Consider the following 26,247-nt stretch of genomic DNA (forward strand, 5'->3'; position numbering starts at 1 on the left):
CTACGCCTTTGGGCCGACCGGTCGAGCCCGAGGTGAACATCACATACGCCAGGTTGTCCGGGTCGGCGCGGTTGGGCAGATCGCCGTCGTCCTCCTCGCTCCACGCCATCGCCTGGTCGAGGCACAGGCTGCGCACGCCCTCGGGAATCGGCAGGCGTTCGAGCAGCGCGGTCTGGGTCAGCAACAGGCGGCTGCCGCTGTCTTCGATCATGCACCGCAGGCGCTCCGCTGGATACTGCGGGTCCAGCGGCACATACGCGCCGCCAGCCTTGAGCACCGCCAGCAACCCCACCACCATGTCCAAGCCACGCTCGACGGCAATCCCCACCAGCACTTCGGGACCGACGCCCAGCGTTTTCAGGTGGTGGGCCAGGCGATTGGCCTGGCGATTGAGCTGGCGGTAGCTCAGGCTCTGGCCGGCGCAGATCAGCGCGATCTTGTCCGGCACCCGTTGGGCCTGCTGCTGGATCAACTCGTGAATGCACAGGTTGCTCGGATACTCGCGGTCGCGGCGGCCCCAGTCATGGGTCAGCAGCCGTTGTTCGTTCGTGTCCAGCAAAGGCAGTTCGCCGAGGCGCTGTTGCGCATCGCCAACCACCCCCCGCAGCAAGCAGGTCCAGTGAGCGGCCATACGCTCGATGGTTGCTGCCTCGAACAGGTCGGTAGCATAGGTGATCGACGCATAAAGCTGGCCGGCCTTTTCATGGGTGTCCAGGCTCAAATCAAATTGTGTACTGCGGCTTTCCCATTCGAGCGCCTCCAGCTCCAGGCCGCAGCCAAGCTTGACCGAAGTGATATCGGCAACCTCCGGCTGATGGTTGTACATCACCTGGAACAACGGATTGTGGCTCAGACTGCGCTCCAGTTTCAGCGCCTCGACCAGACGTTCGAAGGGCAGATCCTGATGCGCCTGGGCACCCAGTGCCGTCTTCTTGACGAGCTGCAACAGCTCGCCGATTCGCGTCTGGCCATCCAGTTGCACACGCAACACCTGAGTGTTGACGAAGCAGCCGATAAGCCCCTCGACCTCGCGGCGGTTACGGTTGGCTATCGGCACGCCAATACGCAGGTCGGTCTGGCCGGTGTAGCGGTGCAGCAGAATGTTGAAGGCGGCCAGCAACACCATGAACAAGGTCACCTGATGCTGGCGCGCAACCTGGCGCAACTGTTCGGCCAACGCCGCTTCCAGGGCAAACTCGAAGCGCCGCCCCTGGTAGCTGGGCAACAGCGGACGCGGATGATCGGTGGGCAGCTCCAGGACCGGCTGCTCATCGCCCAGTTGTGCCAGCCAGTAATCGAGCTGGACCTGCTGCTCGCCCGCCTCCAACCAGCGCCGCTGCCACAACGCATAGTCGCTGTACTGGATCGGCAGTGGCTCCAGGGTTGCCGTCCGCCCTTGCTCGCGGGCGTCGTGGAAATGGCAGAACTCGTCGATCAACACGTTCATCGACCAGCCATCGGCCACGATATGGTGCAAAGTCAGCAGCAGCACATGTTCCGTATCGGCCAGCTTGAGCAGGCGCACGCGCAACAGCGGCCCGTTCTCCAGATCGAAAGGCTGCAACGACTGCCGTTGCGCTTCCTGGCGCACCCGCGCTTCGCGCTCATCGACGGGCAACGCGCTCAGGTCGAGCTGATCGACGTGCACTGGCTGCCCGGCGGGCGTTTGCTGCACGGAGTCATCGGCCTGACGCTGGAACACCGTGCGTAAGGTCTCATGCCGCGCGACGAGATCGGCAAACGCCTGCTCCAGCGCTGACGTGCCCAGGCGACCACGCAGACGCACCGCCCCAGGCAGGTTGTAGGCACCACCCTGAGGATCGAGATGCCAGAGAAACCACATGCGCTGCTGGGCATAGGACAGGGATTGACGATCCGCCGCCGGGACATTGGTGGGGATCGGAAACAAGGAGAAGTCGACCCCCTCCCCACGCAGTCCCTCGAGGAACAACCGACGTTTTTCCAACGGCAGCTCGATGAATCGGCGGGCAAGTTTCAGGGACTTCTCAGCATTCATCTGGTTGCTTCCGTACAGGTTGGATACCGGGCATTGGCTCGACTACCCCTACAAAACGGATGAACTCTGGGGAAAATTAAGCCACGCCCGCCGCCGCAAAGGCCCAACCGGACTAAATTCACCGTCGTCGCGTTCGTTCATCAAAGACCTCCTTTTTTTGCAAAGGCGACGCTCATGACCACGGCAGCTTCCCTGGCAACCTCACTGGCAAAAAATCTACGCAAACTGGTGAGCGGCAACCCTTCACGCAGTAAGCCCTATGACTTGTTCGATATTGAACTCAAGCAGCGGATCACCCTCAGCCCATCGCTGACCCGCTTCGTCTTCACTGGCACCGACATCGCTCTGATGCGCACCCTGGCACCGGACCAACGGGTCAAGCTGTTCTTCCCCAGCGCCACTGGAAAACCGCCCAACCTCCCCAGGCAGGGCGATTGGCAAGCCGCGCGGCGCGATCTTTGCCCAGAACAACAACCACCGATGCGCACCTACACCATTCGTGCCCTGCGCCCCGCAATGGGCGAGCTGGATATCGACTTCGTCCTGCACGGCGAAAGCGGACCGGCATCGACCTGGGCCACTCACGCCCAACCCGGCGCCGCCCTGCAGATCGTGGCCCCCAACCGGGCACACAACGGCGATCCAGGCGGCTATGAATGGCAACCGCCGACAGGGATCCGAAAAGTTCTGCTCATTGGCGACGAAACCGCACTGCCGGCGCTCGCCGGTATTCTCGAAGAACTGGCCGATCGGCCCGAAGCCATTCAGGTACAGGCATTCATTGAAGTTCCCCACGCGCAGGACTGCCTGCCACTGCGCTGTCCGCCTGACACCGAACTGAACTGGCTGCCAAGGGATGTGCTCAATAGCCAGCACGGCGAAGCCATGATCCATGCCGCTCGGGAACGGGCCAGACTGCCCAGCGTAAAGGCAACCGACAGGCCACTCGGCCCGCTCAAGGAGGTCGACATCGACAGGGACATCCTCTGGGAGCTGGCGGAGCCGAGCAACAACGAGTTTTACGCCTGGGTCGCCGGTGAGTCCGGGGCGGTCATGGCCATTCGCAAACACCTGGTCAACGAGCGCGCCATGGATCGCAAGGCACTTACCCTGATGGGCTACTGGCGCCTGGGCAGAACCCTGGCCTGATATCGGCCTGGCCAATCGCCCTTGTTTCTGGCAAGAGCGACTGTGGAAACATTTTCTTTCATCTTTCCCTTCAGGATTCCCACGCCTGGTTCGTCTTAAAGATATATGGCCGTTTCTCATCGAAAACGGCAGTCCCTCCTGGACCGCAGACAGATCACCCGTGTTGCTGTGGCTGCTGCGCAATCCGGGCGGCCCGCCCTGGAACAAGACGCGTATTCAATGTCGAAGAAGTCCCGCTCGAAAATCTGGTTTCTCGTCCATAGCTGGCTGGCGCTGCCCATCTGGTTCTTTACTCTGATCGTCTGTATTACCGGAACCCTGGCGGTGGTCAGCCAGGAAATCATCTGGCTGGTCAACCCCGAGGTCCGGGCAAGCCAACCATCAGACGACGCGCAACCGCTCAGCTACGAGCAGATACTGGCCGCCATCAAGCGCGCCGAGCCGCACACGGTCGTCGAATCCATCAGCCGCCCGGATGAAGCCCACTTCGCTCTGAATGTCGCGGCCAGTTATCCCGATGGCCGTTCGCTGACGCTATTTGTCAATCCCTACACCGGTGCCATCCAAGGCTCCAGCCCGGAGTTCGACTTCAAGGAATTCACTCGTGCCCTGCATGGCTGGTGGCTGGTCCCATTCACCAATGGCTACAGCTGGGGTTGGTATCTGGTGTCATTGTTGGGCCTGCCGCTACTGGCCTCGCTAGTCACCGGGTTGGTGGTCTATAAGCGTTTCTGGAAGGGCTTTTTCAAGCCCACACTGCGCTTCAACCATGGCGCGAGGATTTTTTGGGGCGACTTTCATCGCCTGAGCGGTATCTGGTCGATCTGGTTCATTGCGGTCATCTCCATCACCGGCATCTGGTTCCTGATCCAGGCCATTCTCGGCGACAACCATGTCACCCTCTCGACCCAGCCCGTACTCCCAGTCATCGCCCGGGAAAACGTACCGGTCTCGCCAACGGGAGAGCCGACCCGAATGATCGGGGTAGACCAGGCCATTACCCTGGCAGCCCAGCGGATTCCGGGACTTGAGCCCAGTTTTATCAGCCTGCCGGAGAATGCCTACAGCCATCTGCAAATCGGTGGTCGCGGCTGGTATCCGTTGATGTACCAGACTGCCGAGATCAACCCCTATAACGGAGAAATTGCCGCATCGCGCCTGCTGTCCGACCGCTCCGGCCTGGAGTTCGTCACCGAGTCGATGAGGCCCCTGCATACCGGCGACTTCGGTGGTATCTGGGTCAAGCTGATCTGGTTCTTCTTCGGCCTGCTGCTGAGCATGATGGTGTTGAGCGGCCTGCTGATCTGGAGCAAACGCACGGTACTGGCCACCCTCAATGCGCTCAAGCGCGGCAGCCAGGTCGCCCGCCCACATCCCAGCACTGCCGCCCTGGCACGTGAAACGCCGGAGGGCAATCTGTGAGCAAGATTCAAACCGCACCGCCATCTTCGACCTGGCGCAGTCTGTGGCGACGCTGGCGCTTTCACCTGAACATCCTGCTTATATTGATCCCACTGGGACTCATGCCCAAGTACTTCGCCAATGAGTCGTTGTTTCGCGGAGACAGCGGCTTGGGTGAGCGCGAACTGGGGTCTATCCAGGTCGGCCCCTGGAGCCTTGAGCTGGCGGAGCTGCGCGACGAACTACCGAGATTCGCAGGTCCAGCCGGCTACATGAAGAGTTTCAATGCCGCCCTGTGCGAGCGTTGCATCAATCAGGTCAAGGCAACCTATCTGCGCATCGGCAAACCGCGCAGCCTGAGAACCGCGGGAGTGATTTTCTTCGGTTCACCCTATCGCATGAGCGCTAGCGTTCCCATCCCCGAACGTACCCGGCTCGACGAGAACCTGTGGATCACCCTGGAAGGCTGGGACGGCTCGATGTACCAAGCCGCCATCCCGCTTTCCAAGGCTTCGCCAGCAACCATCGCCTGGCTGAAAAAACGAGGTGCCAAATCATGAGATTCGCTTCTTACCACACTTCGTTGCGACGCATCGGCGCCCCTTTGCTACTGGTGCTTTGCACCGTGTTCAGTACCAGCGTCCTGGCCCACAACCCCTTGTGTGAGTGCAAGCAAGTCGACAGCGAGCATATCCGTTGCAAGGGCGGTTTCTCTGACGGCAGCGACGCCCCAGGAGTGACGCTGGATGTGATCGGCTACGACGAGACCATCCTGCTACCCGGCAAGCTGGGGGCGGACTCGACGCTCACCTTCAAGAAACCGGGCACTGACTTCTATGTACTGTTCGACGCCGGCCCCGGCCACGTGGTGGAGATCGATCAGGCGGATATCCAAGCCCCATGAGCACCTCTATCACCCAGGTCGTGCGCCCCGCCGGCGCCGGCCACGAAACCCTTTATGTCTTGCTGTTCTGCCTGGTCGTGCTGCTGGTCGCCGGTGGCGTGGTGGCGTCGCATGGCGAGAAACCAGAGGCCAGCCCGATCGCGGCCCATCAGTTGGATGCACGCCGCGACCTCACTCCTGGCGAACAGGGGGTCTACGCCGACCTGCGGGTCACTCTCGATGAAATCCACCTGCTGCAACAGGACCAACAGAGCCTGCCCACCCCCGAGCAACTCGGCGAAGAAGGTTTTGCGCCCTTCGCCCAGGACGCCAGTGCGGTGAGCCGTGGCGGCCATGTCTGGCAGTTGCTGGACCAGGCTTACCTCGGCCTGAGCCAGGCCACCGCCATCGCCGGTTCGTTCCTGATGCGGGTCGGCGGCGACAGCAACGCCGCGCCGGACATCTGGCTCAATCGCAGCAGCGCCCTGGCGGCCCCTGTCGACCTGAGCGACAACGCTCTGATCACCAGCGGCTGGCAACAGGTGGTCACGCAATTCGATGCCGGCGTGACTCGCCGGCATCGGCACTGAACCTTTCGATTCAACCTCGGGGAAGATTATGTCCATTTCAGCTCTGTTCGGCCGCCGTCGCCTGCTCCTGGCGCTGCTGCTCTGGCCCCTGTTGCTGTCCCTCCAGGTCCAGGCCGACTCGGCCAAGCGCCTGCGCATCGGCATTACCCTGCACCCTTACTACAGCTACGTCGCCAATATCGTCGGCGACAAAGCCGAGGTGGTGCCGCTGATCCCGGCCGGTTTCAACCCGCATGCCTATGAACCCCGCGCCGAAGACATCAAGCGCATCGGCACCCTCGATGTGATCGTACTTAACGGTATCGGTCACGATGACTTCGCCGACCGCATGATCGAGGCCAGCGAAAAGCCCCGGATCGCGGTGATCGAAGCCAATGCAAACGTACCGTTGCTGGCCGCTACCGGCACCGCCGCCCGTGGCGCCGGCAAAGTGGTCAACCCGCACACCTTCCTGTCCATCAGTGCCTCCATCGCCCAGGTCAACAACATCGCCCGTGAACTGGGCAAGCTCGACCCGGATAACGCCAAGACCTACACCGCCAATGCCCGGGCCTACGCCAAGCGCCTGCGACAGATGCGCGCCGAGGCCCTGGCCAAGCTGAGCCAGGCACCCAAGGCCGACCTGCGGGTGGCCACGGTGCATGCGGCCTATGACTACCTGCTGCGCGAGTTCGGCCTGGAAGTCACCGCCGTGGTCGAGCCGGCTCATGGCATCGAACCCAGCCCGAGCCAGTTGAAGCAGACCATCGACCAACTGCGCGAGTTGGACGTGAAGGTGATCTTCTCGGAGCTGGACTTTCCTTCCACCTATGTCGAGACCATCCAGCGTGAGTCCGGGGTCAAGCTCTACCCGCTGTCGCATATTTCCTATGGCGACTACAGCGCCGACAAGTACGCCAAGGAAATGACCAGCAACCTCGACACCGTGGTTCGGGCAATCCAGGCAGCCGGCGCATGACGGTCGCCGAAAGCATTACCCGCGAGACTGTCGGGCCGGCCCTCGATTTCACTGCCGTCAACCTGACGCTCGGGCGTACCGCCATTCTCGACCATGTCACCTTCCAGGTCCGCCCCGGCCATGTGCATGCATTGGTCGGGCCTAATGGCGGCGGCAAGAGCTCGCTGATCAAGACCCTGCTCGGGCAGATGCCGCACCAGGGACGCCTGAGTCTGCAATGGCCGGGTACACCCGGCACGATTGGCTATGTACCGCAGGCTCTGGAGTTCGATCGGGGCTTGCCGATGACCGTCGACGACTTCATGGCCGCCATGTGCCAGCGCCGTCCGGCATTTCTCGGCCTGTCGCGGCATTTTACCGGGGCAATCGGCGCGGCGCTGGAGCGGGTCGGTATGCAGGACAAACGCAAGCGCCGCATGGGCGCCTTGTCCGGTGGCGAACGGCAACGGGTGCTGCTGGCCCAAGGCCTGATTCCCCCACCGCAATTGCTGGTACTCGACGAACCAATGTCGGCCCTGGACGAGGCCGGTATCCAGGTCTTCGAGCGCCTGCTCGGCGACTGGCGCCGCTCCGGTATCACCGTGTTGTGGATCGAACATGACCTGGAAGCCGTCAAGCGCCTGGCCGATCGCGTCACCGGCCTCAACCGGCGGGTACTGTTCGACGCCTCGCCAACCGAGGCCCTGACCCCGGAGCGCCTGCTGACGTTGTTCTCCACTCATCCGCGCGGCCTCGACGCGATGCCCCCAGACGGTACCCGAGCATGACCTACGAAGCTTTTCGCCTGACAATCCAGGGCTGGGCCACTTCCGGTTTCCTGCCGGCGGCGCTGGCCTACGGCTTTGTGATCAACGCGCTGATCGCCGGACTACTGATCGGCCCTGTATTAGGCGGTCTCGGCACCCTGGTGGTGGTCAAGCGTTTCGCCTTCTTTTCCGAAGCGGTGGGCCATGCGGCCCTGACCGGTGTGGCCATCGGCATCCTGCTCGGCGAACCCTACACCGGTCCCTATGGCAGCCTGTTCGGCTACTGCCTGCTGTTCGGCGTGCTGCTCAACTACCTGCGTAACCGCACCGGACTGGCTCCCGATACGCTGATCGGCGTGTTCCTTTCGGTGTCCCTGGCCCTCGGTGCGAGCCTGCTGCTGGTGCTGGCCGGCAGGATCAATGTGCATATCCTCGAAAACGTGCTGTTCGGCTCGGTGTTGACGGTCAACGGCAACGACCTGCTGGTGTTGCTGATTGTCGGCTCGCTGGTAATGAGCCTGAGCCTGGCGCTGTACAACCGCATCATGCTCGCCAGCTTCAATCCGCAACTGGCGGCGGTGCGTGGCGTCGCGGTGACGGCCCTCGACTACCTGTTCGTGGTGCTAGTGACACTGATCACCGTGGCCGCGGTCAAGGTCATCGGCGCTATCCTGGTCGGCGCCCTACTGGTAATCCCGGCGGCCGCCGCGCGTCTGCTCAGCCAGTCGCTCAAAGGCTTCTTCTGGATCTCCGTGGTAATTGCCACCGTCAGTACCCTGTGCGGCATCTTGCTGCCGATCCTGTTCGACCTGCCCGTGCCGTCCGGCGCGGCGATCATCTTGATGGCCGGTATCGCCTTCGCCCTGGCGGCGATCGCCCGTGGCACCGTGCCCAGTCTCAAAGGGAATATTGGATAAATGCCGAATCTACGTCCCCTGACATTCATGCTCCTGCTGAACGGGCTGTTCAGCACCGCACTGTGTGCCAGCCAGGCACCGAAGCCTATTGCCGCCCAGTCGGTGCGTATCCTCGCCAGCCTGCCAGTCACCTATGGTCTGGGCGCGATCCTGCTCAAGGACACCGACGTGGTGCTACAACGTGCCGCCGACGCCAATCTACCCGGCAGCCGCCACAGCGCCTACTTCAGCGGGCGCGGCGCGCCGAACCTGAAAAAGCTGGCGAGTCACGCCGATGCGGTGATCGGCCTGCGCTCGCTATGGCCCGACGACCCGCTCTACCCCATGGCCCGGCGCAGCAATGTGCGGATCGTCGAAGTGGATGCGGCTCGCCCGGTGGACGCCGGCCTACCGGGCATCGCGGTGCAGGCGGGCCAGGGGGTGGACGGCCTGGACAGCCAGCCGTGGCTGTCGAGCAATAACCTGGGGCGCATGGCCGATGTGATTGCCGCCGATCTGGTGCGCCTGGCTCCACAAGCCAAGCCAAAGATCGAGCGCAACCTGGCAACGCTCAAGCAGCGCCTGCTGCAGCTCAGCGCCGACAGCGAGGCGCGGCTGGCAAAGGCCGACAACCTCGGCGTATTCAGCCTCTCGGAACGATTCAACTACCTGCTGGGCGGGCTCAACCTGGACCTGATCCAGGTTGATGCCCGCACCGATGAGCAATGGACGCCCGAGGCCGTGACCAGACTCAGCGAAACGCTCAAGGGCGCCGACGTCAAGCTGGTGCTGGACCACCGCCAACCACCAGAGGCGGTGAAATCGGCGATCCGCCGGGCCGGCAGTACGCTGCTGGTGCTCGATACCAAGAGCGCCGACCCACTGACCGGGCTTGAGGACTCGATCAGCCAGGTGCTGGAGAAGCTGGCACCACCCTAGTAGCCCGTGTGGGGTGAGTTCTGTTAGTCAATTTCGCTGCCACCCGCCGCTGGCCGCTGGCCGGCGTTGCTGTTGCTCGCCATAGCCGGGCGAGACGGGTCACAGCGCCTTGGCCATGAATTTGTGGCATCTGAACTTGAGCTAACGAACTCACCGTATAGGCCACAAGAGCGAGGCGCATGAAGCAATCGCGCCTTCAAAAAAACTCATGCGAAAAATAGTAATTATTTACCTCCGCAGCATTGCTTTATTTATGCAACATACATAAATCAAAAGCACAACCGAGGTAGCACGATGGACAACTCATCATCTAAAAAAACACATGTTACTTATTTTACCAGAGAAATTGAAAACAACTATTCATTTATCAAAAAAAAACTTCCGGAGTGGATAACCACTGCATCACAGGATCAACGTCGATCCCTGAGCCAAAATATTCGTCAGAGTCAATTTTACAAAAACAAAACAACAGAACACTTGAGAGATCTACAAAGCATTGATGAATTTGCGCAGCCTTTACTACAAAAAGCACTTGATGATGAGTTCGGCTCCGGATTGGATGTCAAACATGACACACTGAAACATGTACATCTCATCAACGCAGGCACCATCAGCACCCCAAGAAATGAAAAAATAACTTATCAAAGCTTATTAGAGGCCGCCCTACAGAACTTTGAAATGTTCGAGACCCTCCCCCATGGTTTCAATACTGGTTCTGCCCTATTACGAAAAAGCAACGTTCCGCTGAAAAAGACAATACGCCCTCAAGATTTCGCTCGACTTTGCCGAAAACTTGACTTGGGAGAACAATACCAAAAACATATCAATCATTTTTATTGGCCGAAAACCACGACTGGCGCGCCCCGCCGTCAATTTGCCGCAGACTCTGCACTCAGAGAACGCTATGAATTACAAGTAAAAGCCCATATTGCCTTTATGAAAGGAGAAATCGATCAGTCCGCTTTTGACCTTTTGATAAGCCTGGGGGAGACGCCTCGCTGGAAAGGAAAACCGGTGCGTTGTTGCCGATTGGAAATGTTGGATATCGCGGTCCCTCAGCAACAAACACAGAACGACACACTGCCGTCTTCAGACCCTTTGGTGGTACTGTATGAGTCCATATTTACCGCAAAGCAGTATAAAAAAGCTCATTTGAAAGGCGTTTTGCTCATTGAACATCTGTCCGCGGCCGATCATGAAGACCAACCTTGCCTGGTTTTTTTATCAAAGGCCGAGCGCCCCTTCAGAGAATATAGCTCGTTTACCTTATTCAAAGAAGACATCAAAAAAGATTTGAAATCAAGCATCGATTTCAAGAAAAAATTCGCCACCTACCTGGATAAACGAATCCAACCCGCTTTTTTTGCCAGGCTTGATGAAAAATTTTATCCTTATAATATTTTGGCCAAAAAGCGCATTGAGGATCCAGATGCGGATTTACAAATAACCCGAAACGCCATCAACGCCCCCTATGATTTTCTTGTCTATCAGCATTTCTCAAAAGTCGTCGACGATGCACGTGTATTAGCCGTTCCTACCGGAGACGAAGACAAAAAGTCTCGATTGGAACGAGCAGAACTGATCTCTAGTTGGTCGCTAAATCTATTTAACGTCATCGCAGCCTTTATACCAGGCCTGAATACCGCAATGCTCGGTGTATTTGCAGCACAACTATTGAGTCAAACTTATCACGGCATAGAGCAATGGCAAGAAGGGGATAAAACAGAAGCGCTCATGGCTTTCCTTGGCGTCATTGTCAATATAGAGCTTATTGGCGCTGGTGGCATTATAGCCCATGATTTCGAAGGTTCATCACTGGTCAATGACCTGGAAAAAGTCAGCTTACCCAATGGTGAAAAACGCCTATGGAAACCTGACCTGAGTGCCTATGAACACACACTGGATCTTCCTCGGACGTTGGAGCCTGACTCGCGGGGTATCTATACCCATGCCGGTGAACAAATTCTGCCGCTGGAGGGAAGGCACTATAAACTCGACTACGACCCTGTCAAACAAGACTACAGCGCATGGCACCCCGACAACCCGGATGCCTATAAGCCAACCTTTGAGACTAATGCCAAAGGCGCCTGGTTTCATTGGTCCGAGAGGCCCATGACATGGCAGAGAGATCAGTTATTCAAACGTCTGGGCCCTGATGCGACCAATCTTTCCGAGAGCACGGCCGAACGTTTGATGAAAACAAGCGATATCTCAGAGTCGGCGTTACGCCGCACTCACCTTGATCATCAGTCGCCACCCGCATTATTGGACGACAGCCTGACACGCGTGAAGCTGGATCAGGACATCAACCGTTTTAAAGTGCGAATGGACAACGGCAACTCGCCCGCCATCGGCAGAGACGAGTTCAGCATGCAACTTCAATTGCTGGTCAGCGATCCGAACTGGCCAGCATCGAAAACAATCCGCTTGCTGGACGATCAAGGGCGACCCTTGCGGGTCTATCCAAACGCCCAGAGTACCGGGCAACCATTTGATATCAAATGGACGGACTTTCAAAAAGCCGAATCACTCGATCGCATTCTAGATGGATTGAGCGACGCCGAAAAGAGAACCTGGCTCGGCCAGGACGTGGACCGTCTTGAGCCCCTTCACCTGTTAAGGAAAAGACTGGGAAGCCTGGCTGAAAAACATCGACGAAACTTATTTACTTCTCATTACCAGCAGAGGGCTTCCAGCGAGCATGCAGGAGTGAGGTTGATCACAAATGAATTCCCCGAACTGCCACCTTCAGCGGCTCTGGAACTGATTGACAACGCCCCCCCGGCAGAGTTGCAACACTTGAATTCAACCCAACGACTGCCACTGCGAATGGCCGAGGAGGCACGCGCCTATGCGCAAGAGACCCGCATAACCAGGGCCCAGGAAGGTATCTATCTCGACTCAGTGTTCAATCCGGACAGTGAAATCTTGATTATGCGGATGCTCCAGCGCCATCCGGGGTGGACCAAGGATATACGCATTGAAATTCGCGACCGCGCTTTCAACGGACCGTTGTTGGACAGCGTGGGAGACGTGAATACCCCCGCCGAAAAACTCAAGGTCCTGGTACGCGACGACAACCGCTACGAAACCTATGCCGTCGACCAACAGGAACTGCATGGCCCCGATAATCTGTATGCCTCAATCTTGCACGCCTTGCCGGATCGGGAACGTGCAGCGCTGGGTTTTCCAAACACCGGACAAGGCTGGCAACTAAAACAATGGCTGCACCAACAGCCTCCATTGTCCCGCCAAGAGATTCGCGCGGATCTTGGTATGCCTGCCCTTGAGCCTGATCGTGCTCCGCCCATGAGATTAAGTCGCGACAGAATCGGTTATCAGACAGACGACCGCTTGAACCGCTGTCCGCGACAGGTCCTCGGCTGCCGCCCGGAAGGGTTGAAGAATCATATGGAGAGATTGTATCCGGGCTCTCCTTACAATGAGGTGGAGCGTTTCCTTTCGCTGCAAGGCGTTTCCGATACACAGGTTCATGCACGATTGGTGGAACTCGAACATGAGTACCAGACGTTAGACGATCGACTCGCCTCATGGGCCGTGGATCAAACCATGCAGAACCTGCCAAACGGCTACGTTTACATCCCTCTCTCAGATGCAAGACAGTTCATACGCAATGAACTTCTTCGTTGCTGGCGTAGGCAGCCTCCGCTGCCCGGTCAGCGTCTGGCGCCCATCGGTAGTGAAGGGTATACGCTTCATCTTACCGGCGTTGATGGTGGCAACCCTCCTGCCATAACCGCCGACTTCGCCCACATAGAATCCTTGGCGATGACCAACCAAACAATGACCGGTTTGGCCGAAGTCAATGTATTTTTGAATCGCTTCGCGCATTTACGCTGGCTGGATATGAGCAGTGGCTACCTGACGGGGCTGCCTCAAGCCATAGGCCAAATGTCGGAACTGACCACACTTAGATTATCGGCGAACCGGATAGTGCTGACGCCGGAGATGGCCACGGCCCTGGCCAACCTGAGGCGATTGAGGACACTGAACCTCTCGAACAATCCGCTCGGCCAGGTGCCAGATGTCAGGGCCATGCGGGGCCTCACTGAATTGTCTTTGGCAAACACCGGTATTAACACATGGCCAGCCGGCTCAATGGAATTACCAAGCCTGCGCGCACTGGACTTGAGTGGTAACCAGATTACCGATATCCCATTAACGCTGACTGCCCGTAGCGCCGAGGAAAATAATGGTGTCCTGATTCACGACAACCCATTGTCCGACGCGGCGCAAGAGCGGTTGGCGGACTACCGGCAACGCACGGGTAGTCGATTAGGGCTTGAGCCTGAACCGGAGTCACCTTCCGACTCAGATATTGATGACTCAGATATTGATGACTCCGACATTGACGACTCTGATTTTGGTGACCCTGACGTTGATGACGCCCCCCCTGCAAGGGGCAGGGTTGATGCATGGCTACTGGATGTTCCACCAGGTGAGCAAAACGAGAAAGCGCAACTCTTTATGGATCTTCAAAAGGAGCCCGGAGCGAGTACATTTTTTTATGTGCTGAATAAAATGAAAACCTCCAGGGATTTTTCCCATCCCACCTCGCGCGCCAGATTATCTCGGCGGGTATGGAGAATGCTTGAAGCAATGGGCGACAGCGAGGAACTTCGGCAAAACATTTTCTCCCTGGCGGAACGTCAACCGACATGCGGCGATGGCTACACGATTATCTTCAATGATTTGGGTACTGCCGTACTGGCTCACGAAGCTGGATCCAATATGACCGCCTTGATGCGCGTTATAAAAGGCTCCGCACGGCAGAAACAGGTCAAGGTCATTGCGGCAGCCGAGGTCGAGCGGCTCAGAGGACTCGGACGAGCAGTGGATGATGTTGAAATTGAATTGGATTACCGCATCCGTTTGTCGGGCAAACTGGAACTGCCCTGGGAGGCGGAGAGCATGCTATTTCCTGGCATGAGCCATCTGACTCAAGCGGATATAGATACCGCCTATCGAACCATACAGGCCTTGGAGGCTACACCCGGCTACTGGACAGGCGCTTTTACCGATGACTATATCTGGGAAGAGTTTTTAAGAAAAAAATACGCACATGAATTTTCCATTCACTCGATTTCGCTTTACGAAAAAGCGGATGCCCTGCTCGACCTGAGCAACCATCAACAAGAGCTGCTGGACGCCGGGCGGCTTGCTCCACCGCAAACGCTGCAAGAACTTCAGAGTAACTTCAATAGCAGCCTTGATCGCGTCATGGAACTGTACCGCTTGACAACGGAAGATATTCTTGTCGACGCTCAGGTTCCCGATAGTTTTATAAAAACTCAGCTTGATGCCATCAGCACAGCCAGATCCGCGAATGAAAACGACTTACTGGAGCAACTGACCCAGATCGAGCTGGAAAGACGACCTATCGCCCCTCTCCCTGAACTTGAGACGTCGATGACGTGAAATAGCTGCCGCTTTTCCCCGGTATCTAGCGGCCTGTGCGGTTAGTTCACTAGTTCAAGTTCGAATGCCATCAGCGCCTTGGCGACGAGCAGCAATGCCCCTCAGGGGCTGGTGGCACCGAAGTTGACTAACAAAACCCGCCACACAGACCACTGGAGTCATCGTCGCTCACACTCGATCCGCATCTGTCCGAAAGGTCCGGGATGCGGTTTCCACCGTTTGTTCCTGGAGCACGACATGTCGCCCAAGCTTCCTGCTCGCCCTGTATTACCCGCGACCCAAAACGCCCGACCGTCCTCGATTCCTATCCCGGTATTACCTGCCGTCCGAGCCAGCGACACGGCGATTGCCGGCCCCTCGACTCGGCCCCACTTCAGCGCAAGCCAAGACACGCCCTGGCATGTTTTGTATCAACCGCACGCACGACGGTGCCCAGATTATCCACAGAGCTTGGGACAGGTCGATACGGCGGACGCTGATCAGCCGCGATGAATCCGCTCAATACCATGTCACGCGCGCCGAATGGAATTTGAGTGACGCCAACCGTTTCGACAGCATCGACAGCCTCGCCCACCATCTGTTGACCGTGGCTGGCCTGACTTCGCGGGTAATCCTCCCGACGTAGAAGGGCACACTGAAGACAAATAAGTACCGCAGCGTCAAAAACACTCGTGGCGATACTCCTTCGTGTGTTTCCTCGAACCTCACGATAAAAGGATTTATCCATGGTAAACATGCGCAACAAGGCCGAACAGGTTAGTCGCTCCATCGACGGCATCGTCATCTCGGACATTGTTTCAAACTCGACCTTACAGAATCTGTCCAGCAAGCCCGCCCCTCCGTCGGTACGGCCCCATGTCCCCCTACCAGCCAAGGGAAGGGCAGGCCTCGCCGAACTGGACACGCGCCTGGGACCCATCACCCTGGACACGTTTGTTATCAGTCGCGTGGAACTCTACGACATGGGAGCCCGACTCAACGGCCGCCCTCTCGAGAGCACCGGTCCGCTGCTCGAGAACAGCGCCAGGTCGCTGATCGATGGCCTGCGATTCGAAGCGGCTGAACTGCACCACCATCTGAAGATGGCGGGCGACATCGATCAGCGTTCGGTCGATGTGCTGTTTGAAATTGCCTCGCACCGTTCGTTACAAGCTCCACCCTTGCTCAACACGAGCAAACAGCCCCTTGCCGACAGCCTGATGAAGCACCTCAATCATTTGCTTATCCGACTGCAGAACATGCAAGTCCTGACGCATAAGTATGTCTCTTTCAATTTTCCTGACTGGGTCGATTCGACCAAGAGCGGCAGTGCGCTCACGGCGGGAATGGGGATGCAGGCCTATGGGATCTACAGCGGCCTGGTCGGTATCAGAGAAGCGCTGAAAAGCGCCGACTACACGGACGCTGCGGTGAACGCCGGCAGCGTTGCCACCGAACTGACATCCGTGTTGCTCGAACGTGGCCTGAGGAAAACCGGGGAAGCCCTGCTCGGCCAGGGCGGCAGGATTTTCCAGGGTTTTCGTGCAACTTCCGCCGGCCTGATGCTGAGTCGCAGCGCCGGCCTGCTGGGCAATGTGCTGACCCTGCCGTTCGATATCCACAGCGCGGTCACCGCCTTCAAAAATGCCGCCAAGACCAGCGGCAAGGAAGCGATGGACCATTACGTCGGCGCCGGTTTCAGCGTTGCCAGCGCCACCTTGTCGCTGGCGCTCGGCGCGGCCGCGGCCGCCGGATTCAGCTCCGCCGGCCCGCTCGGTCTGATGGCGTGCGCAGTGTTGATCGTCGGCGCAAAGATCTACAGCGCCGTGCGCCAGGTCGACGATATCGACGATTACATCGAACTGACCGTCAACGAGCGTTGGCGCTCGGGTTGGTTCGCCTTTACCGGACAGGCACTGGATCGTGAAGTCACGGACCGCTACCTGCTCGAACGCACCCGGGTCGACTATGGCAACGCCCTGGAAACCCGGGCCAGGGCGCTGCTCGACGTGGAAATGAAGGAAACCCTCGCTGGGGTCGTCAACGGCAGCTTCCACGTCGAGCTGGAGCCTGTCAAACATTGGGCACACCGCTGGGAGGGCGAGGAACAGCCTTATACGACCGTCAATACCCCGGTTATCCACGAGGGCGATGATGTCATCGATGCCGCGACGGGCCTGGAGCAAGTCCCAGGCTCGATCATCGGCGCACCTGGGAAAAAAAAAGCCGTGCTCTGGCAATTAGGCGGCGGCAACGATCAGGTCACTGGCGCACGCCAGCAAGCCAACTACTTTGCGTTTTCCACCGGCGCCAAGAGCCTGATCGGCGGCGACCACGATGACGCCTTTCTGTTTCAGGCCCAGGCAACCTTGAGCGCCCCTGGCGTGCCCGCCCTCAGTACGTTACAGGGCGCGCACGGCCAGGATACGCTATCGCTGCAAGGGCAAGTGCCGCCACGCCATACCCTCCACTTCGTCGGCCACGAGATTGATCTGCACAGCGGCAGGCTGGGTTTGCGCCGCCATAGCGCTGACGCCGATCCACTCGCCTATGCCACGCTGGCCTCCATCGAACATGTCGAGACGCTTGCCGGGGGCAGCAGTCGCGTGACCGGCGATGCGCGGGCCAATCACATCACCCTGTTGGGGCTCGATGACCAGGCGAGCGGTGGCGACGGCGACGACCATTTCACACTCAAGGGCACTGCCAGTACAGTCGCCGGAGGCTCCGGCCAAGACCACTACCGGCTGGCTGCGACGGCAAGGACCGTGACACTCGAGGAGGACGGGCGCGAGCCCAGCACCCTCGTACTGGACTGGCCCATGGAGCGTATCCAGAGCTGGCGCGTTGTCGGCACCGCGCTGCTCGTCACCTCGTTGCCCAACGAGAAGGGCGGACAGCCCGCTCACCAATTAACCATCAAGGATGTCTATCGCAATGACGGCGGGCGGCAACTGCAAAACGACCTGCTGTTGTTTGTCACCCAGGAGGGTTTCACCCTCAAACCCGACCTGCCGACGACGCTGCCAGGCACGCGCGACCAGGATATCCAGGTCACGGTGCTAACCGTCGGACAACTGCCACCAGCGCCGCAGCCGGTCAATGGCGGCGAATACCTGCTCCCCGGAGCCTCGACAAACGGCTACTTCCTCGCCAGGGAGACGCTGGACACCACCTTCCAGATCACCTATGACGATACGCGGCCATCAACCACGCTCTACCTGGACTACGCCAGCGATGAGATCGAGCAGGTCAGCGCGCATTACCACGTGCAAGCGCGGCGCATCGGCGCCTTCAACTATCTGGACTACAACGATGCCCGTCTGGTCATACGGTTCCACGACCAGAGCCAACTGACGCTCAAGGACTGGGTGGTCCGGGGCACGGGCAAGCCGACAGATGTCGGCGCCTCGCTGCATAGCGCCGGGTTCGACCTGAACCATGGGATAGTCCTGGCGCTGCGCGATGGCAGCTCTTACCAGGTCGGCGCGCCGACCGCCAGCTATACCGACGACTACCACAACCCAGGCACCAGGACCCTCGATGGCCGTGGGTCGTTGCATAAACGCACAGGCCACCGCCTGTTCCGCTCACCGGAAAACCGCAACGTCCTACTGAAAAACCACGCGCAACGCGTCGACTTCAAGGCCGGCAGCGATTCGACGATCTACAACCTGGAAGGCATGAGTTCAACCTATGAACTCTATCCCCGCGCTGGCACGACCATCCGCCTGTCGACACCGGCAGCCCTGGCGAAAACCGCCAACGCATCGACCTGGTACATCCATACCCAGGCCAGCGCCCAGATCATGACGCGTGGCGATATCAAGCTCACCCCCCAGCAGCTATGGATCGGCAATATCCGTGTACTGCTGCCCGCCGACGACGATCCCAGGCAACCTTTGGACCTGATTCACATCGTCCTGACCTCCGGCGACCGCTATGAGGTCGATCGGATATTCGATCAACTCTTGTTGCATGAACTGAACGCCCGCGCCCACACCAATATCGAGGCCATAACACGCTGCATCGAACAGCATCAGGCGCACGGCGAGCTGGCCAGCAGTCGCGTCAGGGTCAGAGGATTGAGGGTGAGCAGTGCGCCGGATTCCAGTGCACGACCACAGGCGGCCTACGATGCGCTCATCTACGACACACTGAGGCGCCAGTGGCGCACGGACAACGTCCAAGCGTCCCTCGTGGACCCCACGGACCTGTTTATCCATACCCCTCGCTAAACGGACAGCGCCGGCCCGAGGCGCACGACGCCCCGATGGCCGTCCGGCAATCAACGAAAGGATTCCACCATGTCCCCCAAGACGCCCATACGCCCTGGCACATCAAACACCGGCCAAGCCAACACACCGACCATCAGAGCGCCCGACAGCAACCCACCGATACTCAGCCGCCGTCCCGGCACCGCTCACCCGATGCTGCCAGGCGTGGCCGCGAATCTTCCGGCCACTACATCAGCAGCGGCTGTCAGGGTGCAACTCCCCGATCCGGTCCCAGTGACCATCAGCAATATCGCCGGTGCCCTTGCCAACCGCCTGCCGCTGGCCCGGCCCTTGAGCGCCTACGCCAGGCCCGCGCCCAGAGGCTTGGCGCCGCCCGACAGCGATGGCTTTCGCGTGGCCCAGCAGCGCAGGTTCGTCAACCTCGATGATGGCCAGATCGTTATGGTCCGCTATGATGAAAGCGCCGCAGCCTACCGCGTCCAGGCCAGGGAAGAACATCTGCCCTCCGGCCCGGCCTTGTACCGGGTCGAAGGCAGCGACATCTGGAGAGAAAGCGGCATTGCCGGCGCATTGCGCCAGTATCAGCTACCGGCAAGAAGCTCCGCGACGGAGGGTGGACATCCCGAGCAAATCACCAGCCACCACCCACTCCTGCAATACCGATCACGGTTGTTGAACGATGCCGAGAGCTACTTCAAAGACCACAAGATGCCCGATCGCCCGCCTGTGCCTAAACTGCATCCGGAGGCGAACGAACGGGTGCTGATCGAGACACTCTACCGACACAGCGAAGGGCTGATCATTGGCGAAAACCATGCCGCTTCAGGCGCCAGGCTGTTCCTGGTCACGAACATGGCGACATTGGCTGAACACGGGGTCAGGACGCTCTACGTGGAACGCCTGAGAACAGACGTCGAACAAGTCCACTTGGATACCCTCCATAACACCGGGATCCTGAGCAGTTCCCTGGACAGCTATCTGCGAATACTCGACGGCGACTACGCCCATGCAGCACCGGGCGCCTGCAGTTACTACAACCTGATCAGCACGGCACGGGCCCAGGGCATTCGGGTACAAGCGCTCGATTGTGCCGCGAGTTACTCCCACGGTGTGCCCCATGATGGCATGTTCAATCGAGCAACGGCCCTGAGCTACCATGCCCATCGCCTCATCGAGGCCGATCGATCGAGTGGTCGCCAGGGCCGGTGGCTGGCCCTGGTGAATATTCATCACGCCACTGGCTATGCGCCTAAAACCACGCCGGGCCTGAACCGACTACAAGGCGTAGTAGGACTGGAGGCCGAAGATGTCATGAGCGGACCCGCCATGCGCGCGATCCCTGTGCCGCCGCTCAACGCGGACGATCCAATGCGCCTGGTCCGCTCCGACCTGAAGTTGTCCGTGAAGGTGCCATGGCGAGAAGCCCTTGAAATACCTCTCCAATACCGAAACGCACTGCAAGTTCGAATTCGCAGCCCGGAAGAGATTGTGCGCAGAACCCACTTCGGAATTGACGAGCGAGCCACGGACGAGATGATCATCGATGACTTCCTGCGACGCGAGGAGCGCCTGAACGGCACCAGCGAGAGGTTTTTCCGGCGGCACTACGCCAGCCGCCATGCTAATCCGCGAGCGCTCCAGTCGCCAGCCGACAGCAGCGAGTCGCGAGTCCTTGAAAGCCTCTATGAAGGGCATGATGGGCTGGTACTGGGGACTGAGCCGGGATCAATCACCGCCAGGAAGCTTTTGCTCGACAATATGCAGACCCTGGCGACACTCAAGGTTGAAAAACTCTATGTGCAAAACCTTCTGACAGATCTGGACCAGCCTTTTATCGACGATTTTTATGCCACGGGCATCATGCCCAAGGCTTTTGAAACGACCCTTGCCGCCGAAGATTCGCGACAAGCGCTGGGCCTGACCAATGAATACTCACTGCAACGCCTGCTGATCAGTGCGCGTGAGCACGGCATCAAGGTCCAGGCACTCGACATGGCCGCCAGCTACAGAAAACAGCAACAGAAGCACAATGTGCCGACTTTCAACTACATCGCCCACACAATCATCGACAACGATCAACAACACCACGGCGCCCACAAATGGTTGGCGCTGGTGCTCGACGTCCACGCGGGCAACGTCAGGGGAGTGCCGGGCATTGCGCAACTGCAAGGGGTGTCAAGCCTGCGGACTGTCGCCATAGGACCGCAGACCAGTCCAAAGCTAGACCGCGATCCCGGCTACGTGGGGCGCTTTTATGATCGTAATGAGTATGTCCGTACCGATCTGGTACTGGAGGTCAACACTGATTCGGCCCCCGGGCAGCGGGTTGCGCAGGACCCAAGAAGCTGTCTGGACTGGCGGGAGGTTGAATCCAGCTTCCTGGTAGAAAGACAGGGCGACAAATTCATACTTGTGCAGAAAAGCTACCGCCTAGATGAAGAGCACTATGTGGAGACGCCCATCGAAGTACATGACGGCAAATACTCCCTGCCGCAAGGCGTCACCCTGCTCAACGGCGTGCAATACCACAGCCTCGCGGATCTGGTCTGGGGACTCAAGGGCGCGGGTTACGTACAGGCCGCTGAAATCCCTGGGGTGATTCCTATTCCCGCCACGCCCAGGCTCGACACCCATCCGCAACTCCATCGGCCCGGCATGTTTCTCTTCGATGAGACAGCGAATGGCCCGGTGCTCATCAATCGATCAAGGGATCGTTCGTTGACGGTGACACCTATCCGGCGCAACCCAGCCGGCAAGTTGTATATCAACCACGCACGCTGGGGCTACGACGAAACCAGACTGTTCGACAGTCAGGACGACCTGAGCAGCGATTTGATTCAGCATGTAAGCCTGATGCCTTATAGGGCCTCCTTCGACTTCTGAGAACCGGCCCCCGGCCCGCCGTGCGGAACGGGGGCCGACTTTCAGCCGGCCAGGGCCTGGGCATCCATCTTCTGGCGCAGGCTCAGCGGGCGCATATCGGTCCAGACCTCTTCGATATATTCCAGGCACTCCTTCTTGAAACCGCTTTTACCCACGGTGCGCCAGCCGTTGGGAATCGCCTTGTAGTCCGGCCAGATGGAATACTGCTCCTCGTGGTTGACCACCACTTGGAAAAGAATATCGTCGCGGTCAAATACTGAAGTCATTGCGGTTCTCCGTGAGAGTGGATTGAGGCTGCACCCGTCGCACAGCACTCGTGTAGATGAAAACGTTCGCCGCCGCCGAAAAATTAGAGCATGGCCACCGCAGCGGCCACCGCCCGGCCAAAAATCCGCGCCACTTCGTCGACCTGAGCGGCGGTGATCACCAACGGCGGCAGGAAGCGCACCACGCCGCCGTGACGCCCGCCCAGTTCGAGGATCAGCCCGCGCCTGAGGCACTCGCGCTGAATCAGCGGCGCCAGGCGAGGCAGCGCCGGCGGATGGCCCTGGGCATCCGGGGTGCCGTTGGGGTCGACCAGTTCGACGCCCATCATCAGGCCACGGCCGCGAATATCCCCCAGGTGCGGAAAGTCGCACTGCAGCAGGCGCAGATGCTCGCCAAGGCGCTCGCCCATGGCCGCCGCGTGGGCTGGCAGATCATGCTCCGTGAGATAACGCATCACCGCCGAGCCGGCGGCCATGGCCATCTGATTGCCTCGGAACGTTCCGGCATGAGCGCCCGGAGCCCAGGTGTCGAGCCAGTCGCGATAGACCATCACCGCCAGGGGCAGGCTGCCGCCAATGGCCTTGGACATCACCACCACGTCCGGAATGATGCCCGCATGCTCAAAAGCGAACATCTTGCCGGTACGGCCAAAACCGCTCTGGATTTCATCGACAATCAGTGCCACGCCGGCTTTTTCGGTGATCCGCCGCAGGCCGCGCAACCAATCGAGATCCGCCGGGATCATGCCGCCCTCGCCCTGCACCGCCTCGACAATGATTGCTGCCGGCAACGGCACGCCGCCTTCGGGGTCGTGCAGCAGGTTTTCCAGATAATGCAGATTGACCTTCACGCCCTGCGCGCCGCCGAGGCCGAACGGGCAGCGATAATCGTAAGGATAAGGCAGGAACTGCACGCCACTGCCCAACAGCGCGCCCAGCGGCTTTTTTGGCCCCAAGCTGCCCATCAGGCTCAACGCACCCTGACTCATGCCATGATAGGCGCCCTGGAACGACAAAACGGTACTGCGGCCCGTGGCGCTGCGCACCAGCTTGAGGGCCGCCTCCACTGCATCGGTGCCGGTCGGACCGCAGAACTGAATCTTCGCCTCGTTGGCCAGGGCCTTGGGCAACACGCCGAACAGGTCCTGGACAAACCGGTCCTTGACCGGTGTGGTCAGGTCGAGGGTGTGCAGTGGCAGCTCATCGATCAATACCTGCTGGATCGCCTCGATCACCACCGGGTGGTTATGCCCCAGCGCCAGGGTCCCGGCGCCCGCCAGGCAATCGATGAAACGTCGACCCTCGACGTCTTCGACATACAGCCCGCTGGCCCGCTTGAGCGCCAGCGGGATGCGTCGAGGGTAGCTGCGGGCATTGGATTCCTGACGGTTCTGCCGGGCCAGCAACGGCGACTCGTCGAACTGATAAAGCGTTTCAACCGATGCGGGGCTGATCCGGGCCGGCTGATCTTCGATAAGGCTGGTAGCGACTGACATCTCTCGATCCCTCAATACACAGGTGTGATGACCCAAACCTCTACCCGCCTGCACGCACGGGTTTCATGTTCTGGAAACGCACCAGCGTCGAGGGGATTTACACCCGCCCGCGCTCGAACGAGAAATGTGTGTGGCGGAATCGCCCGTCCGTCCACGAAAAAAACCCGCGCCAGCGCACCGCCCATGAGGTAGATGGGCGAGCGGCTTGTGCTAGCGGGATTTGTCCGGCGCTGTGCGTCACACTGCCTGCAGCGGCATGATCAACTCGACCCGCAGGCCGTCGGGCTGGCTGTCGAAATGCAAGACGCAGTCGCAGCGCTGGACGATCGCCTGGACAATCGCCAACCCCAGGCCGCAGCCGGTGCTCTTGCCATTGCGCCAGAAGCGTTGCGTCAGGTGCTGCAAATCATCCTCGGGGATTCCCGGACCGTGGTCGCGAACCACGAAATGCACGCGATGGCCGATACTAGTGACCGTGAGCTCCACGGGAGCATCTCCCGGCGTGTGGCGCAAGGCGTTGTCCAACAGGTTGCGCAAGGCGGCAATGGACAGGGTCGAGGGCATTTCCAACGGCGCGGCTGAGCAATGCTCCGACAAATGCAGTTCGATCCGCTGGCGGTCGTCATCGGCCGAATCCTGGATCGCCAGGCGCGCTACCTGCTCGGCGGTACACTGCACGCCATCGTCGAAGGACAGGCTGCCTTCGACCCGCGCCAACAACAGCAACTGTTCCAGGGTTCGGTGCAGGCGGTCGGCACCGGCCTCGGCATGCGCCAGGGATTGATCGCGAGCGGCGCCTTCGGTCATGCGCGCCACCTGCAGATGGGTCTTGATCGCGGTCAGCGGGCTACGCAACTCGTGGGCTGCGTCACCCGTCAGGCGTCGCTCGCGCTCGATGGCCTTGCCGACGCGCTGGAGCAACTGGTTCTGGGTGTCGAGCAACGGCTGTAACTCGCGGGGCAGCGGTTGTACCCGTAAGGGTTCGAGGGAGTCGGGGCTACGCCGCATCAGCGCGTCACGCATGCGATTGAGCGGCGTCAATCCCTGGCCGATCCCCAGCCAGAGCAAGCACAGACAGCCGAGCAAAGCGACGCCAACCGGCACCGAGGCAGCCAGCAACACCGACAGGTTCAAGGCCTCGCGCTCGACCTGGCGATCGGCGGTGGTGATGTGCATATCGCCACGCACCAAGGTGAAAGTGCGCCAGGGCGCGCCATCGATTATCTGGTCATGGAAACCGATATTCTGGGCTTCCAGGGCTTGTTCGGGATTGTTATGACTGCTGGCCAGAACCTCTCCGCGCAGGGAACTGACCTGGCAGGCCATCCCACCGCTGATATTCAACTGTTCGGAGCTGAAATGCGTGCCCCCGTCCTGACCCGACATCGGCGGCAATTGCTCCAGCAGCCCGGCCACCATTCGCGCCGAAGCCACCAGGCGCTGGTCGAGGGAAAACATCATCTGCAGACGCAGGTCGCTGAGCATCCAGGTCGCGGCCAAGGCCCAAATCAGGATGAATGCCGAGCCGATGGTCAAGCTCAGGCGCAGGCGCAGGCTCATCATGCCTACAGCTCCGCGCCACCCGCGTGGCCCAGGCGATAACCCAGGCCACGCACGGTTTCGACGATGCCATTGCCCAGCTTGCGGCGCAAATGATGGATATGCACATTCAGGGCATTACTTTCCAGTTCGTCGTTGAAGCCATAGACGCTGTCTTTCAACTGGTCGCTGGAGAGGACCCGGCCAGGGTTGTGCAGCAACGTCTGCAACAGCGCCTGCTCGCGCCGCGAGAGGTCCACTGGCTGGCCGTTCAAGGTGGTGATCCGGTTACTCGGGTCGTAGCTCAGCGGACCATGCTCGATCACGTTGACACTGCGCCCGGCCACCCGTCGCAGCAACGTCTGCAGGCGAGCGAAGAGCTCGCGCAAGTCAAACGGCTTGAGCAGGTAGTCGTCGGCACCGGCCTGCAGACCGTCGACCCGGTCGCTCACCGAATCGCGGGCGGTGAGGATCAGCACTGGCAGTTCCACGCCCTTGCCGCGCAACTGGGTGAGCAATTTCAGACCGTCTTCGTCGGGCAGCCCCAGATCGAGCACCATCACGTCGAACGTTGCCGCGCGCAACATGGCCCGCGCGGCAGATGCCGTGGCCACGTGCTCCACTATCATACCTTGGGCAGTCAGTCCGGCAACGATGCCGCTGGCAATCAACTCGTCGTCTTCGCAAACCAGTACGTGCATGGGAATACCTGTGCAAATATATCCATCGGAACACAAATGGATTAAGCCACGATTATGTCGCCAATGAGCCAAGGATAGGTAACTGTGAGTTCCCTGGCGAGCGACTCGGCCACACGCTTCTCCGGCA

General features: G+C 59.6%; 17 protein-coding genes. 12 read left to right on the plus strand and 5 right to left on the minus strand.

What is annotated here, in order from left to right; translation table 11 throughout:
* The coding region (locus tag BMX68_RS13535) for a condensation domain-containing protein (RefSeq protein ID WP_143063288.1) at positions 1-2,017 on the minus strand (2,017 nt) is incomplete at its 3' end.
* Between the two features lie 174 nt (positions 2,018-2,191).
* On the opposite strand from BMX68_RS13535, the gene BMX68_RS13540 reads away from it, so the two are divergent.
* The 12 genes from BMX68_RS13540 to BMX68_RS13600 all read left to right on the plus strand — a co-directional run bounded on the left by BMX68_RS13540 (position 2,192) and on the right by BMX68_RS13600 (position 22,118).
* Positions 2,192-3,166: a siderophore-interacting protein gene (locus tag BMX68_RS13540; RefSeq protein ID WP_017131855.1), complete on the plus strand. Its 975-nt coding sequence runs from the start codon at positions 2,192-2,194 to the stop codon at positions 3,164-3,166.
* A gap of 219 nt (positions 3,167-3,385) precedes the next feature.
* Complete coding sequence (locus BMX68_RS13545) at positions 3,386-4,588, plus strand: PepSY-associated TM helix domain-containing protein (RefSeq protein WP_017131854.1); 1,203 nt, start codon at positions 3,386-3,388, stop codon at positions 4,586-4,588.
* Positions 4,585-5,127, plus strand: a complete 543-nt coding sequence (locus tag BMX68_RS13550; RefSeq protein ID WP_017131853.1) for a PA2404 family protein — start codon at positions 4,585-4,587, stop codon at positions 5,125-5,127. Before BMX68_RS13545 ends, BMX68_RS13550 begins: the two co-directional genes overlap by 4 nt.
* Positions 5,124-5,471 carry a hypothetical protein gene (locus tag BMX68_RS13555; RefSeq protein WP_017131852.1) on the plus strand — a complete coding sequence of 116 codons (348 nt, stop codon included), beginning with the start codon at positions 5,124-5,126 and terminating at the stop codon, positions 5,469-5,471. Before BMX68_RS13550 ends, BMX68_RS13555 begins: the two co-directional genes overlap by 4 nt.
* Complete coding sequence (locus BMX68_RS13560; RefSeq protein ID WP_017131851.1) at positions 5,468-6,040, plus strand: DUF6162 family protein; 573 nt, start codon at positions 5,468-5,470, stop codon at positions 6,038-6,040. The genes BMX68_RS13555 and BMX68_RS13560 overlap by 4 nt, the downstream gene beginning before the upstream one ends.
* 28 nt (positions 6,041-6,068) lie before the next feature.
* The gene (locus tag BMX68_RS13565; RefSeq protein WP_017131850.1) at positions 6,069-6,998 is read left to right on the plus strand and encodes a metal ABC transporter solute-binding protein, Zn/Mn family; all 930 of its coding nucleotides are present in this window, start codon (positions 6,069-6,071) and stop codon (positions 6,996-6,998) included.
* The gene (locus BMX68_RS13570; RefSeq protein ID WP_017131849.1) at positions 6,995-7,765 is read left to right on the plus strand and encodes a metal ABC transporter ATP-binding protein; all 771 of its coding nucleotides are present in this window, start codon (positions 6,995-6,997) and stop codon (positions 7,763-7,765) included. The genes BMX68_RS13565 and BMX68_RS13570 overlap by 4 nt, the downstream gene beginning before the upstream one ends.
* Entirely contained in the window at positions 7,762-8,661 is a 900-nt protein-coding gene (locus tag BMX68_RS13575; protein ID WP_017131848.1) for a metal ABC transporter permease, read from the plus strand. The genes BMX68_RS13570 and BMX68_RS13575 overlap by 4 nt, the downstream gene beginning before the upstream one ends.
* Positions 8,662-9,579: a metal ABC transporter solute-binding protein, Zn/Mn family gene (locus BMX68_RS13580; RefSeq protein ID WP_017131847.1), complete on the plus strand. Its 918-nt coding sequence runs from the start codon at positions 8,662-8,664 to the stop codon at positions 9,577-9,579. It abuts the gene before it with no gap.
* Positions 9,580-9,873: 294 nt separating this feature from the next.
* Entirely contained in the window at positions 9,874-15,018 is a 5,145-nt protein-coding gene (locus BMX68_RS13585; RefSeq protein ID WP_060782794.1) for a dermonecrotic toxin domain-containing protein, read from the plus strand.
* A gap of 725 nt (positions 15,019-15,743) precedes the next feature.
* Entirely contained in the window at positions 15,744-19,235 is a 3,492-nt protein-coding gene (locus BMX68_RS13595) for a hypothetical protein (RefSeq protein ID WP_074862274.1), read from the plus strand.
* A 69-nt stretch (positions 19,236-19,304) separates the two neighbouring features.
* Positions 19,305-22,118 carry a membrane-targeted effector domain-containing toxin gene (locus tag BMX68_RS13600; protein ID WP_248672827.1) on the plus strand — a complete coding sequence of 938 codons (2,814 nt, stop codon included), beginning with the start codon at positions 19,305-19,307 and terminating at the stop codon, positions 22,116-22,118.
* A 41-nt stretch (positions 22,119-22,159) separates the two neighbouring features.
* On the opposite strand, the gene BMX68_RS13605 is transcribed toward BMX68_RS13600, so the two are convergent.
* The 4 genes from BMX68_RS13605 to BMX68_RS13620 form a co-directional block, all read right to left on the minus strand.
* Positions 22,160-22,384 carry an MbtH family protein gene (locus BMX68_RS13605; protein ID WP_017125732.1) on the minus strand — a complete coding sequence of 75 codons (225 nt, stop codon included), beginning with the start codon at positions 22,382-22,384 and terminating at the stop codon, positions 22,160-22,162.
* Between the two features lie 83 nt (positions 22,385-22,467).
* Positions 22,468-23,880, minus strand: a complete 1,413-nt coding sequence (locus BMX68_RS13610) for an aspartate aminotransferase family protein (RefSeq protein WP_074862277.1) — start codon at positions 23,878-23,880, stop codon at positions 22,468-22,470.
* 237 nt (positions 23,881-24,117) lie between these two features.
* The gene (locus BMX68_RS13615; protein ID WP_017131840.1) at positions 24,118-25,443 is read right to left on the minus strand and encodes an ATP-binding protein; all 1,326 of its coding nucleotides are present in this window, start codon (positions 25,441-25,443) and stop codon (positions 24,118-24,120) included.
* A gap of 2 nt (positions 25,444-25,445) precedes the next feature.
* Positions 25,446-26,120, minus strand: a complete 675-nt coding sequence (locus BMX68_RS13620; protein WP_017131839.1) for a response regulator — start codon at positions 26,118-26,120, stop codon at positions 25,446-25,448.
* Positions 26,121-26,247: the final 127 nt, after the last annotated feature.

The organism is Pseudomonas agarici, assembly GCF_900109755.1.
In the GTDB taxonomy this organism is placed as follows: Bacteria; Pseudomonadota; Gammaproteobacteria; order Pseudomonadales; family Pseudomonadaceae; genus Aquipseudomonas; species Aquipseudomonas agarici.